19 protein-coding genes are annotated in these 13,959 nt (G+C 57.5%); 11 read left to right on the plus strand and 8 right to left on the minus strand.

Annotated elements, in window-relative coordinates; all coding sequences use genetic code 11:
- The first annotated feature begins 14 nt into the window (after positions 1–14).
- Positions 15–899, plus strand: coding sequence for a universal stress protein (locus GXN74_RS11205; RefSeq protein WP_162371032.1), 885 nt, complete (start codon positions 15–17; stop codon positions 897–899).
- A gap of 212 nt (positions 900–1,111) precedes the next feature.
- On the opposite strand, the gene thpR is transcribed toward GXN74_RS11205, so the two are convergent.
- From thpR to GXN74_RS11230, 5 genes are all read right to left on the minus strand, one after another.
- The gene (thpR, locus tag GXN74_RS11210) at positions 1,112–1,645 is read right to left on the minus strand and encodes an RNA 2',3'-cyclic phosphodiesterase (protein WP_162371033.1); all 534 of its coding nucleotides are present in this window, start codon (positions 1,643–1,645) and stop codon (positions 1,112–1,114) included.
- Positions 1,642–1,824, minus strand: a complete 183-nt coding sequence (locus GXN74_RS11215; RefSeq protein WP_162371034.1) for a hypothetical protein — start codon at positions 1,822–1,824, stop codon at positions 1,642–1,644. The genes thpR and GXN74_RS11215 overlap by 4 nt, the downstream gene beginning before the upstream one ends.
- Positions 1,825–1,830: 6 nt before the next feature.
- A complete protein-coding gene (locus GXN74_RS11220) occupies positions 1,831–2,130 on the minus strand; it encodes a hypothetical protein (RefSeq protein WP_162371035.1) in 300 nt (99 codons plus the stop codon).
- Positions 2,131–2,303: 173 nt separating this feature from the next.
- Positions 2,304–2,486 carry a 2-oxoacid:acceptor oxidoreductase family protein gene (locus tag GXN74_RS14585; RefSeq protein WP_212505791.1) on the minus strand — a complete coding sequence of 61 codons (183 nt, stop codon included), beginning with the start codon at positions 2,484–2,486 and terminating at the stop codon, positions 2,304–2,306.
- A 35-nt stretch (positions 2,487–2,521) separates the two neighbouring features.
- The gene (locus GXN74_RS11230) at positions 2,522–2,779 is read right to left on the minus strand and encodes a hypothetical protein (protein ID WP_162371036.1); all 258 of its coding nucleotides are present in this window, start codon (positions 2,777–2,779) and stop codon (positions 2,522–2,524) included.
- A 158-nt stretch (positions 2,780–2,937) separates the two neighbouring features.
- Between GXN74_RS11230 and GXN74_RS11235 the strand changes: the two genes are divergently transcribed.
- From GXN74_RS11235 to GXN74_RS11255, 5 genes are all read left to right on the plus strand, one after another.
- Positions 2,938–3,501, plus strand: coding sequence for a LemA family protein (locus tag GXN74_RS11235; RefSeq protein ID WP_162371037.1), 564 nt, complete (start codon positions 2,938–2,940; stop codon positions 3,499–3,501).
- Positions 3,501–4,277, plus strand: coding sequence for a TPM domain-containing protein (locus GXN74_RS11240; RefSeq protein WP_162371038.1), 777 nt, complete (start codon positions 3,501–3,503; stop codon positions 4,275–4,277). Before GXN74_RS11235 ends, GXN74_RS11240 begins: the two co-directional genes overlap by 1 nt.
- Before the next feature lie 96 nt (positions 4,278–4,373).
- The gene (gene pdxS, locus GXN74_RS11245; RefSeq protein WP_162371039.1) at positions 4,374–5,258 is read left to right on the plus strand and encodes a pyridoxal 5'-phosphate synthase lyase subunit PdxS; all 885 of its coding nucleotides are present in this window, start codon (positions 4,374–4,376) and stop codon (positions 5,256–5,258) included.
- Position 5,259: 1 nt separating this feature from the next.
- Positions 5,260–5,859, plus strand: coding sequence for a pyridoxal 5'-phosphate synthase glutaminase subunit PdxT (gene pdxT, locus GXN74_RS11250; RefSeq protein ID WP_162371040.1), 600 nt, complete (start codon positions 5,260–5,262; stop codon positions 5,857–5,859).
- 73 nt (positions 5,860–5,932) lie between these two features.
- Entirely contained in the window at positions 5,933–6,583 is a 651-nt protein-coding gene (locus tag GXN74_RS11255; protein ID WP_162371041.1) for an HAD family hydrolase, read from the plus strand.
- 70 nt (positions 6,584–6,653) lie between these two features.
- Here GXN74_RS11255 and GXN74_RS11260 read toward each other — a convergent pair whose 3' ends face one another.
- Positions 6,654–7,823: an MFS transporter gene (locus GXN74_RS11260; RefSeq protein WP_162371042.1), complete on the minus strand. Its 1,170-nt coding sequence runs from the start codon at positions 7,821–7,823 to the stop codon at positions 6,654–6,656.
- Positions 7,820–8,716 carry a YihY/virulence factor BrkB family protein gene (locus GXN74_RS11265; RefSeq protein ID WP_162371043.1) on the minus strand — a complete coding sequence of 299 codons (897 nt, stop codon included), beginning with the start codon at positions 8,714–8,716 and terminating at the stop codon, positions 7,820–7,822. The genes GXN74_RS11260 and GXN74_RS11265 overlap by 4 nt, the downstream gene beginning before the upstream one ends.
- Positions 8,717–8,915: 199 nt before the next feature.
- On the opposite strand from GXN74_RS11265, the gene GXN74_RS11270 reads away from it, so the two are divergent.
- The 5 genes from GXN74_RS11270 to GXN74_RS11290 all read left to right on the plus strand — a co-directional run bounded on the left by GXN74_RS11270 (position 8,916) and on the right by GXN74_RS11290 (position 12,882).
- Positions 8,916–9,122, plus strand: coding sequence for a hypothetical protein (locus tag GXN74_RS11270; RefSeq protein WP_162371044.1), 207 nt, complete (start codon positions 8,916–8,918; stop codon positions 9,120–9,122).
- 255 nt (positions 9,123–9,377) lie between these two features.
- A complete protein-coding gene (locus tag GXN74_RS11275) occupies positions 9,378–10,043 on the plus strand; it encodes a histidine phosphatase family protein (protein ID WP_162371045.1) in 666 nt (221 codons plus the stop codon).
- A 68-nt stretch (positions 10,044–10,111) separates the two neighbouring features.
- Positions 10,112–10,957, plus strand: coding sequence for a MerR family transcriptional regulator (locus tag GXN74_RS11280; protein WP_162371046.1), 846 nt, complete (start codon positions 10,112–10,114; stop codon positions 10,955–10,957).
- Between the two features lie 81 nt (positions 10,958–11,038).
- Entirely contained in the window at positions 11,039–11,878 is an 840-nt protein-coding gene (locus GXN74_RS11285; protein WP_162371047.1) for a hypothetical protein, read from the plus strand.
- 155 nt (positions 11,879–12,033) lie between these two features.
- Positions 12,034–12,882 (plus strand): aldo/keto reductase, encoded by an 849-nt coding sequence (locus GXN74_RS11290; RefSeq protein WP_162371048.1) that lies wholly within the window; start codon positions 12,034–12,036, stop codon positions 12,880–12,882.
- A 67-nt stretch (positions 12,883–12,949) separates the two neighbouring features.
- Here GXN74_RS11290 and GXN74_RS11295 read toward each other — a convergent pair whose 3' ends face one another.
- A complete protein-coding gene (locus tag GXN74_RS11295; protein WP_281355227.1) occupies positions 12,950–13,933 on the minus strand; it encodes a DMT family transporter in 984 nt (327 codons plus the stop codon).
- Positions 13,934–13,959: the final 26 nt, after the last annotated feature.

Here is a 13,959-nt window from a genome sequence, read left to right on the forward strand (position 1 = left end):
GGAAGGAGAGACCCATGTTTAGAAAAATGATTGTGGAAACGGACCTGTCCGCAGGCTCCAACGCCCTGGTGGACAGCTTGCCGGGATTGCGGGCCTATGGCGCTGAAGAATGCATACTGGTCTACTGCTTGAACAGCAAGGAAACAGGAGCGGGAATCAAGGATTATTCCATGGAAGTGCTGGAGGGGGGCCTGCAGCGGCAGAGGGGCATCCTGGAACGCCAGGGATACGTGGTCAGGACCAAGATCCTGGAGGGGTTGGCAAAAGATGTGGTGAACCGGCTGGCGGTGCAGGAGGAGGCGGACCTGATCGTGGCCGGAGCCCAGGAGCATTCCCTGACCAGCGAAGTCCTCTTCAGCGGGGCGACCTACGATGTGATGTACCACGCAAGCGTGCCGGTCCTGATGGTCAGGCTGGAGGAGCGCAAGGAGGCGGGCCAGGGATACAGCGCCATCCATTGCAATACCCAGTGCCCTGTCCTGTTCCCTACGGATTTCTCCGAGAACGCCCTGGAGGCCTTCGGAATCCTGGAGCAGATGGTGGCGTATGGGGCTGGGAACGTAACCCTGCTCCATATCCAAGACCAGTCCAGGATCAGCCCCTATCTGATGGACAGGCTGCAGGAGTTCAACAGGATCGACCAGGCCCGCCTGCAGGAACTCAAGGTCAGGCTGGAGGACAAAGGAAATGTCCAGGTGCGGACGCGCCTGGTTTTCGGTGTGCCCCATGTGGAAATCAAGAAGGTGGTGGAGGAGGAGGACATCCAGCTGGTCGTCATGGGCAGCAGGGGGAGAACCCATCTCCAGGAATTCCTGATGGGCAGTGTCAGCCACAGGATCGCCAGGCATGTGCCTGCCTGTGTGCTTCTGGTCCCGCCGAAACCCGGCGCCAAGCGCTAGTGTACAAGAAAGCATATTGCGTATGCATTCAGACCACACTAGGAAAGTTTGGTCCCAAACAAGCTTGGACGAGCTTTCCTAGTGTACAAAAAAATAGCACCTGAGCAGGTGCTATCGATAAGGATGAGGGGGAGAGTATTTAATATGTAAGAGGTAACTTTCTTACATCTTCATTATAATCCTACTGATTATCAGTGTCAATTAAAATCTGATTAAAACCATTGGCTTGGTGGGCGGCATCTCTCGTACAGGGATTTGCCGTCCACCATTTTACTTTCCATCAGGCATAGGGTCTCCTGTGACACGCGCAGCCGCAGGGTGGGGATGGAAGGTGAAGGTTCCCCCTGGGGAAGCTTCACCTTCCGTCCCAGGGTGATGTGGGGGGAGAAGGAGGCGTCTGTCCCTCCAAGGCCCAGGGGCCGGAGCCGGGCGTTCAGCTCCGCCTGCATCGCAATAAGGCGTGCGTCCGGCCGGACTCCCAGCCAGAGGATGCCGCCCCCCCTGCGGGGATAGCTCCCCAGGAAGCCGCATTCCAGGAAAAACGGGGTGGGGACCAGCCCGTCCAGCAGTTCCAGAAGGGGGAGGAGGAGTCCGGAATCCGTCTCCCCCAGGAAGACCAGGGTCATGTGGAGCTTCTCCTCAGAAACGAAGCGTCCGCTCCGGGACCAGGCCGCAGCCTGGTCCCGGATTCCCGCAATCCGCCTCTTTTCCCGGTCGCTGAAGTCAAGGGCGTAGAAAAGCTTCATGCCGGATCCCCTCCCCGAGCCAGGAGGGCGTTCACCTGCCCCATGTCCCTCTTCCGGTGGACGACAGGGGTCTTGTCCTCCCGGTATATGTGAAGCTGCTCCTCGAAGGTCTTGACGCCCTCCTTCCGGTAGAGCACGCCCAGGGCACCAGGCCACGTCGATGTCCCTGTCGAATTCAAAGCTGTTCATGCCAGCACCTCCCCAAGGCGTTCGTCGATCCCTTCAATGGAAAAGGGTTCCCCGTTGCATTTCAGGATCCTTTCGTGGACGACCACGTCCAGGGCCAGCTTCAACCTGTCCCCCAGCTGGCCGGAGGCGTTGTTTTCGACCAGGACCACCTTCTCCGCCTGGTCGAAATACGCCTTCAGGCCAGGGGAGAGGGGATGGACCTGCAGGATCTGGAGGAAGGCAGTATCCGGAGGTGCGGAGGTCTCAAGCAGCCGGGCCTGCTTCCCCAGCCGCTTCTCGTGCATGGCTTTCCGCACATCGAAATCCTCCGTGATGAAGCCGTCTTCGGCGTGCTCGTCGCTGTCGCAGCGGACGAGGCCTGTTCCACGACAATCCCGAAGACGAGGGTTCCCGGCCGGATCTGGCGGAGCATCCGCTCCAGGGAGTGGTCGTTCAAAAGGAAAAGGAAGTCGATGGTGTGCCGGTAGGTTTACACGGGTTCTCCGGAAATCCTGATTTCCACGGAGTTGTTCCCACCGCGCACACGGCTCATGACTTCCTTGGTTGAAAACACATGATAACGATGGGAGATGGCTTCCATCAAAAACGCCTCTATGGTCTGCACCCCCTGCCCAGCTTCTCCGGACAATACGATACTCAATGATTCCCTCACGATTGCACTTCCTGTGGAAAACAATTGATAATTGATCAGCTTTCAGGCCGCTCCAAGTGGACGAACAGGAGACGGTAGATGATCCATGCATAGCAGAAGACGAACACAGTCCCGATCAGGAAAGTGTATTTCCGCAAGGACCGTGCGTAACGGATGCCTGTAAGGAGTCCCGCTGAAAAAAGGAGCGATTTGAAGACGGCATAGTCCGTGACGGAGAACTTCTTGGCCGCATCCATCACCAACGCCGTGCATTCCTGCAACTGTTCCATGGCTTGTTCCATTTGCATATCCATATCCATTTCCTCCGTTTCGTGTCAACCGACTGCTTCCGACACCATTATACCATATTTTCCCGGTGGGGGGTATGGCCTGCATTTGGGTATTGCAAACCCAAGGCAAAAAGGCTACACTTGTGCTGTAACGAGCCATTCCCATCAAATTGGAGGTATTTATGAAGAAGGTATTGATTCCCATCGGGATCGTGGCCGCACTGCTTGTGCTGGCTGTAGGCATGTTTTCAGGCAGTTACAACAGCCTGGTGTCGCAAAGGGAGGCTGTGGCGGCCTCCTTCAACAACATCGATGTCCAGCTGCAACGGCGGGCGGACCTGATCCCCAACCTGGTGAGCACCGTCCAGGGATTCGCGGCCCAGGAGCAGTCCATCATCGACAGCGTGACCCAAGCAAGGGCGCAATTGGCAGGGGCGGGAACGGTCCAGGAGAAGGCGGATGCCGATGCGGCCCTCACCGGCGCTTTGGGCCGGTTGCTTGTTGTGGTGGAGAACTATCCGGAGCTGAAGTCGGACGCCAACTTCCGGCAGCTGATGGACGAACTGGCAGGAACGGAGAACAGGATTTCCGTCAGCCGGCTGGACTACAATGAACTGGCCAGAGGCTACAACACGAAGGTGAAGAGCTTCCCCACACTGATCTTCGCCCGGATCTTCGGCTTCGAGGATGTGGAGTACTTTGAAGCGGCACCCGGTGCGGCGGAGGTGCCTGAGGTAACCTTCTAATGAAGAAAACACAGTTGGCCGCCTTGGGTCTGGTACTGCACCTGGTTCTTGGATTGTTCCTGCAGCCGGTGCTGGCCGCCGGCGTTCCGGCGCCTACCCGGGAATTCTATGTCAACGACGCGGCGGGTGTGCTGGGGGAAGAAACGGAACAGCTGGTCATGGAAGCGAACCTCTGGCTGGAGGGGAAGACCGGCGCCCAAATCGTCGTCCTGACCATCCCCAGCCTGGAAGGGGCCGTGCTGGAAACCTATTCCCTGGACGTCCTCAGGACCTGGGGCATCGGTGCCGCGGATAAGAACAACGGAGTCCTGATCCTGCTTTCGGTGGAGGACAGGAGGAGCAGGATCGAAGTGGGTTATGGGCTGGAAGGCGCCCTGCCCGACGGAAAGACGGGGCGGATCCAGGATGAAGCCATGCTGCCGTATTTCCGTCTGGAGGATTATGACGCAGGCATCCGTTCCGGCTTCCAGCAGGTCCTTTATGAGACCGCCATGGAGTATGGCCTGGAAGTTCCGGAAGATTTTCCGGGTTGGGCGGGATTCGAGCCCATGGAAAGGTCCGCCGACACGGGATTCGGACTCTCGGACATCCTCTTCTGGGGGGCCATCCTGCTTTTCTTCCTGTTCGACTGGACCGTCCTGCACGGAACCATCACCCAGCTCCTGCTGTTGCTGCTGTTCCGCGGAGGCGGCGGCCGTGGCGGCGGCGGATTCGGTGGCGGTTTCGGAGGCGGAGGGGGCCGCGGAGGTGGGGGAGGCTCCAGCAGGGGCTGGTGAACTGTCCCCTTTAGAAAATAAGGAACTGTCCATTTCAATGGAGTCAGATTGGCCGTATACTCCAAACAAAACCAAATTTGGAAGGAGCGGCAAGAAATGGAAGAGCAGAAGAAAGAACGGGCGGAAATGAACAGGAATCTGGCCCAGATGCTGAAGGGCGGGGTCATCATGGATGTGATGAACGTGGAGCAGGCGGTCATCGCGGAGAAGGCGGGGGCAGTGGCGGTCATGGCACTGGAGAAGATCCCTTCGGAGCTGCGCAAATCGGGGGGGGTGGCCAGGATGTCCGACCCCAGGATGATCAAGGAAATCATGGAGGCGGTCTCCATTCCGGTCATGGCGAAAGTGCGGATCGGGCATTTCGTGGAGGCCCAGGTGCTGGAGTCCATCGGCATCGACTACATCGACGAGAGCGAAGTCCTCACGCCCGCCGACGACATGTTCCACATACCCAAGTCCGATTTCTCCGCGCCCTTTGTCTGCGGCGCGAAGAACCTGGGGGAAGCCTTGCGCAGGATTGGCGAGGGGGCGTCCATGATCAGGACCAAGGGCGAGGCCGGAACCGGGGACGTGGTGGAAGCGGTGAAGCACATGCGCACCATAAGCGGTGAAATCCGGCGGCTGCAGCTTCTCCCCAAGGAGGAGCTCATGACCGCCGCGAAGGAGATGGGGGCGCCTTACGACCTGGTGCGTTGGGTCGGTGAAAACGGCAGGTTGCCGGTGGTGAATTTCGCGGCCGGCGGAATCGCCACACCGGCCGACGGAGCCATGATGATGCAGCTTGGTTGCGACGGGGTGTTTGTGGGATCCGGCATCTTCGCTTCCGAGAATCCGGAAAAAAGGGCGGCAGCCATCGTCCGCGCGGTCACGCACTTCCAGGACCCCCAAATGGTGGCGGAAACCATGGAGGATCTGGGGGAAGCCATGTCCGGTGTTGCCGTATCCGGGCTTGCAGACCGATATGCGGCCAGGGGGTGGTAGCATGCCCGTTGGAGTACTGGCCCTCCAGGGTTCGGTACGGGAGCATCTGGACCTGCTGGAAAGGTCCGGTGGAAAGGGAATCCCCGTAAAGACCCTAAGGGAACTGGAGCAGGTGCAGGGGCTGATCCTTCCCGGGGGAGAAAGCACAGCCATGGGCAAGCTCCTCCAGGATGGAGGCCTGATGGCCCCTCTGGCGGAAAGGATACGCCGGGGGATGCCCGTCTGGGGTACCTGTGCGGGGATGGTGCTTCTGGCGTCCGGAATCGAAGGGGAGGAAACCGTACATTTGGGGGTCATGGACATGACCGTGCGCAGGAACGCCTACGGAACCCAGAGGGAAAGCTTCTCCGTCCGGGACCGGATTCCGGAAATGGGTCTGGGGGAAGTCCCGCTGGTTTTCATCCGGGCCCCCCACATCGTCCATGCGGCGCGGTCAGTGCGGATCCTGAAGACCGTACGGGGGGCGGCGGTGGCGGCAAGACAGAAAAACATGCTGGCCACCTCCTTTCATCCGGAGCTGACAGCGGAAACGGGGTTCCACCGGTACTTCCTGGACATGGTCGAGGAGGCGGGCGGAAGCCGGATGTTTACAGCCCCTTGACAAATCCTGTGAAACTGGTAATCTATTCCTTAGGAACAGGATGACCAGAGCACAATGAGGAAGCAGGAACCGGATGGACGACAATTATAGAGGCGCGATTTTCGATTTTGACGGCACGCTGATCGATTCCATGCAGTTGTGGGACGAAATCGGGGTGTTGTATCTGGAAAGCAAGGGGATGCCTGTCCCTCCAGGACTGAACGATGCCCTAAAAAGCCTGACGGTGGAGGAAACGGCCCGGTATTTCCGGGTGCATTGCGGCGTAACCGACCCGGACGAGAAGATCTACCGGGACATCAACGGATTGGCGGAGGAGCACTACAAGGACCACATCCCGCTGAAGCCCCATGTTCGGCCGTTTTTGGAAAAGCTTTGGAACAGGGGCGTGAAGATGGCCATCGCCACGGCAAACGACCATCATCTGACCGGATTGGCCCTCCAGCGGCTGGAGATCGGGGAGTTCTTCCAAGGGGTGGTGACCTGCAGCGACGTGGGCGTAGGGAAGGAAGACCCGGCGGTCTTCCTGAAAGCGCTGGAGCTTCTGGGAACCGACCTGGAGGACACGTTGCTCTTCGAGGATGCCTTCCATGCCATCCGCACGGCAAAGGGCGCGGGCTTCCGGGTGGTGGGCATCTATGATCCGGCGTTCCATGCGGAGATGGAGGAGATCCGGTCCCTGGCGGACCATTACCTCCTGTCCTACGAGGCGTGGGCATACGAGTGAAGAAAAGGCAAGAGCGCGAGAAAGGCCATGAATCCGACGATTCATGGCCTTTCTCGCGGAGATGCCCAAACTATGCGTCCCCAGGTGCCCGCCGGACCCTTGTGAAAGCCAGCAAGGCCGCTGCCGCAAGGATGCCCAGAAGGCTGATGTAGGAGAAGGTCTTGAACATGCCCTGGAAACCGGACCGGTCCGAAAGCTTTCCTGCCAACAGGATGAAAAGCCAGTTGGCAAGGCTGTAGGAAACGGCGTTGTAGATGCTGATGGCCGTGGTGAGAACCGTAGGGGCGACGATGGCCCGGATGTATTCCACCACGGTGGGGAAGGACAAACCGACCACCACGCTTTGGGCAGCGGTGGAGAGGATCAGCAGAAACACGGGGATGTCCAGGGAAAAGACATAAAGCTTGGCGGTTGAGACGACCGTGCAGAGCAGCAGGACCCTGGGGGCGCCCACGCTTTGGATGATGGCCCGGGCCTTCACCATGAAAGGGATTTCTATGAAGGCCATGAAAAAGAAGACGAAGCCGATGATGGCTATGGTCTGGCCCCGCTCCTGGAGATAGAGGCCCAGATAGTTGCCGGAACCGAAGGAGGTTCCGATGAGCAGAAATTGGACCAGGAGCAGAAGGTGGTACTCCTTGACCCGGAACAGGTTCCGCAGGTCGTTTCCCAGTTGCCCCTTGACCACCTCCGCCTGCCCGTCCATCCGGTGTAGGACCAGTATGGCAACCAGGGCAGCAATGCCGTAAAAGAGGAAAATGGCGTTGATGTGGGTCAGGTCCACGATGAATCCCATGGCAAGGGAGGCCAGGGCAAAGCCGATGGAGCCCAGATAGCGGATCTGCCCGTAGGAAACGCCGTCCGACTGGTTCAATTTCCAAAGAATAATGCCGTCCATCTGGGGGATGATGGAGGTGAAGAAGAAGGAAAAGGCAGCATAGTGGAGGAAGGTCATCGAAAAGCTTTTCTTGAAAACGAAGAGCAACCCAAGGAGACAGGAAGCCGAGAGGACCACCAGGAGGACCTCCTTCATCTTCCGGGTGTAGTCTGTTGCCATGCCCCAGAATGGTTGGGAGAAGAGGGCGACGATGGGGGACACGGACAGCACCAGACCCACCTGGGTGTTGGTGAACCCAAGTTGGTTGCTCAGGTACAGGTTGAACAAAGGCATCAGGAATCCGATGGAAGCGTAGTGCAGAAGCACGACGTTCTTGTAGGGTTTCAGGGATGGGTCTTTCATGTGCTCTCCTTTTTTTCCTCTAGAATGGCGGCGTTCAAGGTGCCGCCCACAATGATCGTAACGCTGGAAATATAAAGCCATACCATCAGGAGGACCAGGCCCCCCAGGCTTCCATACATGTAGGAAATGGTGGTCGAATAGCGGATGTAATAGGAAAAGGCGAAGGACGCCCCGAACCAGCCCAGGGTGGAAAAGACGGCTCCCGGAAGGACTTCCCGGAGGGGCGCTTTCCGGTAAGGGGTAGTGGCGTAAAGGAGGAGGAAAAACAGCCAGAAGAACAGCAGGGTGACCAGGAACCGCAGGCTGCCGAACAGCACCTCAAACTTCACGGGAAGCGACACATGGCCCAGAATGAACTGGGTAAGGTTGTTTCCGAAGATCACCAGGGTGAAGACGACCAGGAGGAGCAGGACAAGGGCCAGGGTATAGACCAGGGAAAGCAGCCGCAGGAAAAGGTAAGAGCGGCTCTCCACCGAGCGGTAGGTCCTGTTCAGGCAGTCCACCAGCACCATGATGCCCCGGGAAGCCGCCCAAAGGGAAGCCAGGATGGAGACGGACAGGACCCCTCCCGAAGACCGGATGCTGGTCTGGAGGTCCTCCAGGACATACTGGACAAAAGCCACGACCTCCATGGGAAAGATGCCGAGCAGTTCCTGGGTGATGAGCGGGTCCTGCAGGGCGGTTACCTTCAGCAGCTCCATCAGGAAAATCAAGAAAGGGAAGATGGAGAGCAGGAGGTACAGGGTCAGCTTGGATGCCCATGCGGTCACGGCATCCTCACGAATCCTGCGCCGCATGGCCATCCCCAACACCACCAGCCGGTGCCCCCTGGGGAACCGGTGCAGAAACCGGAGGGCTTTCTGGGTCATTTTCTGTCTGCTGCTTTTCCACATGGCTCCTCCTCCAGTCCGTCCGCTTCCGACGCCAGTTCATCCTTGATTATACCATAGGGGCAAAACCGCGTCGACCTGGAAATCCGATCCGGGCAAATGGTCGGGGCCCTTGAACTCTGGAGGAACCCGTGGTACAATCAAGACATAGGATATCGTATGGAGAGTAGGGACCATCCAGCTGTGCCAGGAGGTGATTTGGATGAAACCGTCGATGGACAAGGAAAAAGCCGGTGAACAGGCCAATCCGGTGTTTCCGGAAATCTTCAAGATGAATGAGGGCCAAGGATCCCATGCACATGGAAGCGTGGAGGACAATTATGCAAAGACCCATCGCAAACCTGATACGGGTGCCAACAAGCAGGGGTTCAGCCACAAGCCGAGGCAGTTGCCGGGCAGACACCAGTAAGGAAGTCGCAATGGAGGACCAGGGAAATTCCTGGCCCTTTTTTTGTTTGGAAGGGAATCCTCCGACGAAGACAAATATTGCCTGGACTGGTTCATGTGCTTCAAGAGGGAGAAGAAAGGACAGTCCGCGCCAGCGGCAGATGCAAGAGGCCGTCCCCACAGGAATGGGGACGGCCTCTTGCGCTTTCCGGTAACGGAGCCTATAATGGATGGGAAGAACCTTGATGGCGACAAGGAAAGGAAAGAAGGAGGGCATATGGGCAAGATCTACATCACAAGGCACGGAGAGACCCAATGGAATATAGAAAAGCGGATGCAGGGGCACAAGAATTCTCCGCTGACGGAACAGGGACGGCTGCAGGCACAGTGGCTCTCCGACCGACTGTACGACACGAACATCGACCTGGTCCTATCCAGTCCGTTGGAACGGGCACTGACAACCTCGGAAATCATCGTATGCGATAGGGACATTGAAATCCTGGCGGTGGAGGATCTGCGGGAAATCAACCTGGGTTCCTGGGAAGGAAGGCTGGTGGAGGAGCTGGAGGTGGAGTATCCGGAACAGCACGGAAATTTCTGGAACAATCCGAAACGCTTCGTTCCCGAAGGGGGGGAAAGCTTTCAGGAACTGAAGGAGCGGGTCGCCCGATTCATCAACCATCTGCTTGCGGAACACGGTGAGAAGGACATCCTGGTCGTAGCCCATGGGGTTGTCATCAAGTCCATGCTGAACCTGCTGCACCAGGAGGGGGACCTTGAAAAGTTCTGGGAAGGCCCCTACATCGCCCCCACAAGCCTTTCCACGGTGCATCTTGACGCCTCCGGATTCCGGGTGGAGAAGATGGCGGACACCAGCCACTACAAGGTCCATGGAGCCCACAAGGGGTGGTATGGCGCCAAAAAAGGACACCACCGCCATTGAAGCGGTGTGCCTCCAATCAGGTATGGATACAACTGTTGGAAAATGTCTGCAAGAGATGAGGTGCAACCATGGAAAACACAATCACCTATTCAATCGGGCAGGTAGCCGCATTGACTGGTGTCTCGGACCAGACACTACGCTATTACGACCGCATCGGGCTGCTGAAACCGGAAATCATAGATCCTGCCAACGGTTACCGCCACTACAGTCCCGTGCAGTTGAAGACCCTCAATGTCATCGCACGGTTGAAGGAACTGGGCCTTTCCCTGCGGCAGATCAAAGAGGCACTGGACGAGCAGGACGTACGGGCGGTTTTCGACCTGTTGCATGCACAGGAAGCTGTGGTGGACCAGGAAATCGATGACCTCTTCGTGCGCAGGGAACTGATCGAACGGACCATTGAAAACCTGGAAATCGAACTGACCTACAGCGGGAATTACGAGGTCACCCCCAAGATTTGTCCCCTCCGGCGGTTTCTGGCCCTCCGGGACCTGCACCAGGGGGAAATAGGCTATCTGGAGGTTTCCATCAATGAGTTGCTTCGGAAGACCCGGCGATTGGGGTTTTCCATAGAAAGCAACCCGATTCTTATTTTTGCGGACACGCCGGAAGGGATAAGGATCAGGCACGTGGCCGTGGAGGTTCTGGGAAACCTGAAGGAATTCATCCCATCGGACACCAGGCAGGGAGATGCGGGGCTGTTTGTGATGGAAGTGCCTGCGGGAACCTATCTGTCCTGCTACCAGAGGGGGAACATGCAGGACATCCGGACGGCCTTGGACAAGATTCGGGTCTGGGCACAGGGAGGGGGGCTTGTTCTGGAGGGGGACCCCATGGAGGTCCTCCTGGTGGACTATTCCCTTGTGAGCGAACGGCAGCATCTTCTCACAGAAGTGCAGTGGAGGGTGAAATAACCCTTGACATTGTAACAACTATAGGGTTTACAATCTAATTGTAAGATAATGGAGGCTGAACGGAAAAGGAGTGTGAGTATTATGAAAGACTACAAGGAATGGGTAGACTATACGAATACCAGAGCATATTTTCCACTATTTATCGAGACCCCCGACGACCTTCCGGAAGTGCTCAAAGAGTACTACGACCCGGAAAGTTCCTACAAGGTTTACATCCCTGAGAACCGGTACAACCGGCAGCCGGCCATCCTGCTCCAGAATTATCCGACCATGATGAAGGCTTCCGTGGTTGGAAAGGGCAGCGTGAACACTTCGGAAATCCCGTTTACGGACGTGGTCTATTTCGAGACGGAAGTCTGCCTCCTGGCAGGCCTGCTCCACATCCATTTCGGTACACGCACCCTGGAAATCCCCTATCCCCTGATCCGGGAGGACCTTATCAAGCCGTTTGTGGAGAGCATCAGGAAGAGCTACGTTCCGGCTTCCATGACGGAGTGCAACAAGGACGACTTCATGAAGAAATTCGAAGAGCACAAGATGCCCTTGAAATTCATCAACTACACCCATGATGCCTTGTACAAGGAAGCCGACATCAAAGAGGTCGTGTTCCTGGGCAGCCAGGAGAAGCAGGAGGAGGGGGAACGTTTCGTCCTGCCGAAGCTGGTGCTGGTCACCGACAAGGAACTGCTGTTGCTGCGGGAAGACAACAAGTATGATGCGGAAGAGCCCCAATACGGCATGATTACGGCCTACATCCCCCTGCGCAACTTCAAGAAGCTGAACGTGCGCAGAGTTGCGGAAACCAGCAAGGTCCTTCTGGACTTCTCCCTGGCCGACGGACACGACTGCACCTTCCATGCCCATATGACCGCTGCGGAGGAAGTGAAGCTTACGGTCGCCTTGACCAAACTCTATATGTGAGGCGACACAAGGGGAAAAGCCGGTGCATCTCAGGTGCACCGGCTTTTCGGTCCGGGAAGCCTTGTTTCCTTCCTGGGTTGAACCCATGGGATAAAAAGGGTATAATACAAGGGTCCGGGGAACCGGGCCCTACACTGCACAAGGAGCTTGAATCGATGCAAAAAGACAAGGAAATCATCTTGAACAACGGTGTGCGCATGCCCATGGTGGGTTTTGGAACCTTCAAGATCGACGATGCCGGCGCGAAGACGGCCGCCCTCCAGGCTATAGAGGCGGGCTACCGCCACATCGACACCGCCTCCTACTACCAGAACGAGGCGGGTGTGGGGGAGGCGGTGCGGGAATGCGGCGTTCCAAGGGAAGAGCTGTTTGTCACCAGCAAGGTCTGGATGACGGATTTGGGTTATGATGCCACACGCAAAGCGTTTGAAGCATCCATGAAGCGTTTCAAACTGGATTATCTGGACATGTACCTGATCCACTGGCCCCGTCCGCTGGCGAACGAGGCATGGCAGGCAATGGAGCGGTTGTATGACGAGGGGAGGATCCGTGCCATCGGGGTGTGCAACTACAACATCCCCCTCCTGGACGCATTCCTCCAGCAAGCCCGGATCAAGCCAGTGGTGAACCAGATCGAGCTGCATCCCCGCCTGCAGCAAAAGGAAGTGGTCAGGTATTGCCAGGAACGGCAGATCGTTGTGGAGGCCTGGTCTCCCATCATGAAGGGGCAGGTGATGGAAATCCCGCTGCTTCTGGAGTTGGGGGAGAAATATGGGAAGTCCGCGGCCCAGGTGGCCCTTCGTTGGCATCTGCAAAGGAATGTGGTTGTCCTGCCGAAATCACAGACGCCGTCAAGGATGGCACAAAACAGGGATCTTTTCGACTTCGAGCTGACCGGCGATGAAATGGAAGCGATCGCCCTGTTGGATGACAACCACAGGCTGGGGTTCACCCCGGAGCACATCTATGCCCATGGATTCACCCCGGGAGACAAGCCCAAGTGAGCACCTGAAAAAAATGGAATCCGCAAAGGTTGCGGATTCCATTTTTTTCAGAGATTTAGGGACGGGTTCAGGCGGCTTCCCTGGTGGGCTTGGAGGAAGCAGGCCGCCGGGAGAGTCCGGGGGATTCCGCCAGCAGCACACCGGCAAAGACCAGAAGGCCACCCCAGAACACCCGGACGGTCAAGGGATCCCGGAACACCAGGATGGCGAACAAAGCGCCGAAGAGGGATTCCGTGGACAGCAGGACGGCCGCCTTGGATGGGTGGGCGTGTTTCTGACCCAGTGTCTGGAGGAAAAAGGCGGCCAGGGTGCTGAAGAATCCCAAATACAGGATGGCTGCCAGGCTGGAGGGTTCCAGGGGTTGGATTTCCCCTCCCAGGAGGGCCATGGCCACCGACAGGACCAGCGCGGTGGCCATCTGCAGAAACACCAGGGTGCGGATGGCCGCCTCCTTCGCATAGCGGGAGGTGCCCACGATATGTCCCGCGAACATCACCGCACAGACCAAGGTCAGCAGATCCCCGCTGTTGATGGAGAAATCCCGCTCCAAGGTGAGGAGGCCGATTCCAGCCAATGTAAGGAAGGCGGAGAGGAACCCCTTCAGGGGCACCTTGCGTCCTGTGGAAGCCCATGCCAGGAAGGGGACCAGGATGACATTCACGCTGGTGAGGAATGCGTTGTTGGCGGTTGTCGTCCGCGCCAGGCCCGAGGTTTGGAACAGGAAGGCAAGGAAGAGAAGGACCCCCAGGAACACGCCGCCCCGCAAGGTCCTGGGGGGGATGGCGGACAGGGAACTGCGTTCGAAGGGAAGCAGGACAAGGGTGGCCACCAGGAAGCGGAGGCTGAGCAAATAGTACGTCCCCACGCCGTTGTTCAAGCCGATTTTTACGGCGACAAAGCCGAAACCCCAGAGGACTGCAACCAGCAAGAGGATTGTATCGCCAAAAAGCTGTGTCAAGCGTTTTTGAAAATGTCCCGAAAAACTTATAACATAGGCACCAGCTATTGCTGGTGCTTTTTTGGTCTTGGGCGTGATGCAAGGGAGCGGCATTTATTCCACGGACCTGTTTACAGCGA

Origin of the sequence: Anaerotalea alkaliphila (genome assembly GCF_010179735.1) — a bacterium.
GTDB lineage: Bacteria > Bacillota > Clostridia > Lachnospirales > Vallitaleaceae > Anaerotalea > Anaerotalea alkaliphila.

Bases quoted from the DNA above. Each gene is read 5' to 3' on its own strand.
- GXN74_RS11205 (WP_162371032.1), top strand. From the start codon at position 15: ATGTTTAGAAAAATGATTGTGGAAACGGACCTGTCCGCAGGCTCCAAC.
- thpR (WP_162371033.1), bottom strand. From the start codon at position 1,645: ATGAAGCTTTTCTACGCCCTTGACTTCAGCGACCGGGAAAAGAGGCGG.
- GXN74_RS11230 (WP_162371036.1), bottom strand. From the start codon at position 2,779: ATGGATATGCAAATGGAACAAGCCATGGAACAGTTGCAGGAATGCACG.
- GXN74_RS11235 (WP_162371037.1), top strand. From the start codon at position 2,938: ATGAAGAAGGTATTGATTCCCATCGGGATCGTGGCCGCACTGCTTGTG.
- GXN74_RS11240 (WP_162371038.1), top strand. From the start codon at position 3,501: ATGAAGAAAACACAGTTGGCCGCCTTGGGTCTGGTACTGCACCTGGTT.
- pdxS (WP_162371039.1), top strand. From the start codon at position 4,374: ATGGAAGAGCAGAAGAAAGAACGGGCGGAAATGAACAGGAATCTGGCC.
- pdxT (WP_162371040.1), top strand. From the start codon at position 5,260: ATGCCCGTTGGAGTACTGGCCCTCCAGGGTTCGGTACGGGAGCATCTG.
- GXN74_RS11255 (WP_162371041.1), top strand. From the start codon at position 5,933: ATGGACGACAATTATAGAGGCGCGATTTTCGATTTTGACGGCACGCTG.
- GXN74_RS11260 (WP_162371042.1), bottom strand. From the start codon at position 7,823: ATGAAAGACCCATCCCTGAAACCCTACAAGAACGTCGTGCTTCTGCAC.
- GXN74_RS11265 (WP_162371043.1), bottom strand. From the start codon at position 8,716: ATGTGGAAAAGCAGCAGACAGAAAATGACCCAGAAAGCCCTCCGGTTT.
- GXN74_RS11270 (WP_162371044.1), top strand. From the start codon at position 8,916: ATGAAACCGTCGATGGACAAGGAAAAAGCCGGTGAACAGGCCAATCCG.
- GXN74_RS11275 (WP_162371045.1), top strand. From the start codon at position 9,378: ATGGGCAAGATCTACATCACAAGGCACGGAGAGACCCAATGGAATATA.
- GXN74_RS11280 (WP_162371046.1), top strand. From the start codon at position 10,112: ATGGAAAACACAATCACCTATTCAATCGGGCAGGTAGCCGCATTGACT.
- GXN74_RS11285 (WP_162371047.1), top strand. From the start codon at position 11,039: ATGAAAGACTACAAGGAATGGGTAGACTATACGAATACCAGAGCATAT.
- GXN74_RS11290 (WP_162371048.1), top strand. From the start codon at position 12,034: ATGCAAAAAGACAAGGAAATCATCTTGAACAACGGTGTGCGCATGCCC.
- GXN74_RS11295 (WP_281355227.1), bottom strand. From the start codon at position 13,933: ATGCCGCTCCCTTGCATCACGCCCAAGACCAAAAAAGCACCAGCAATA.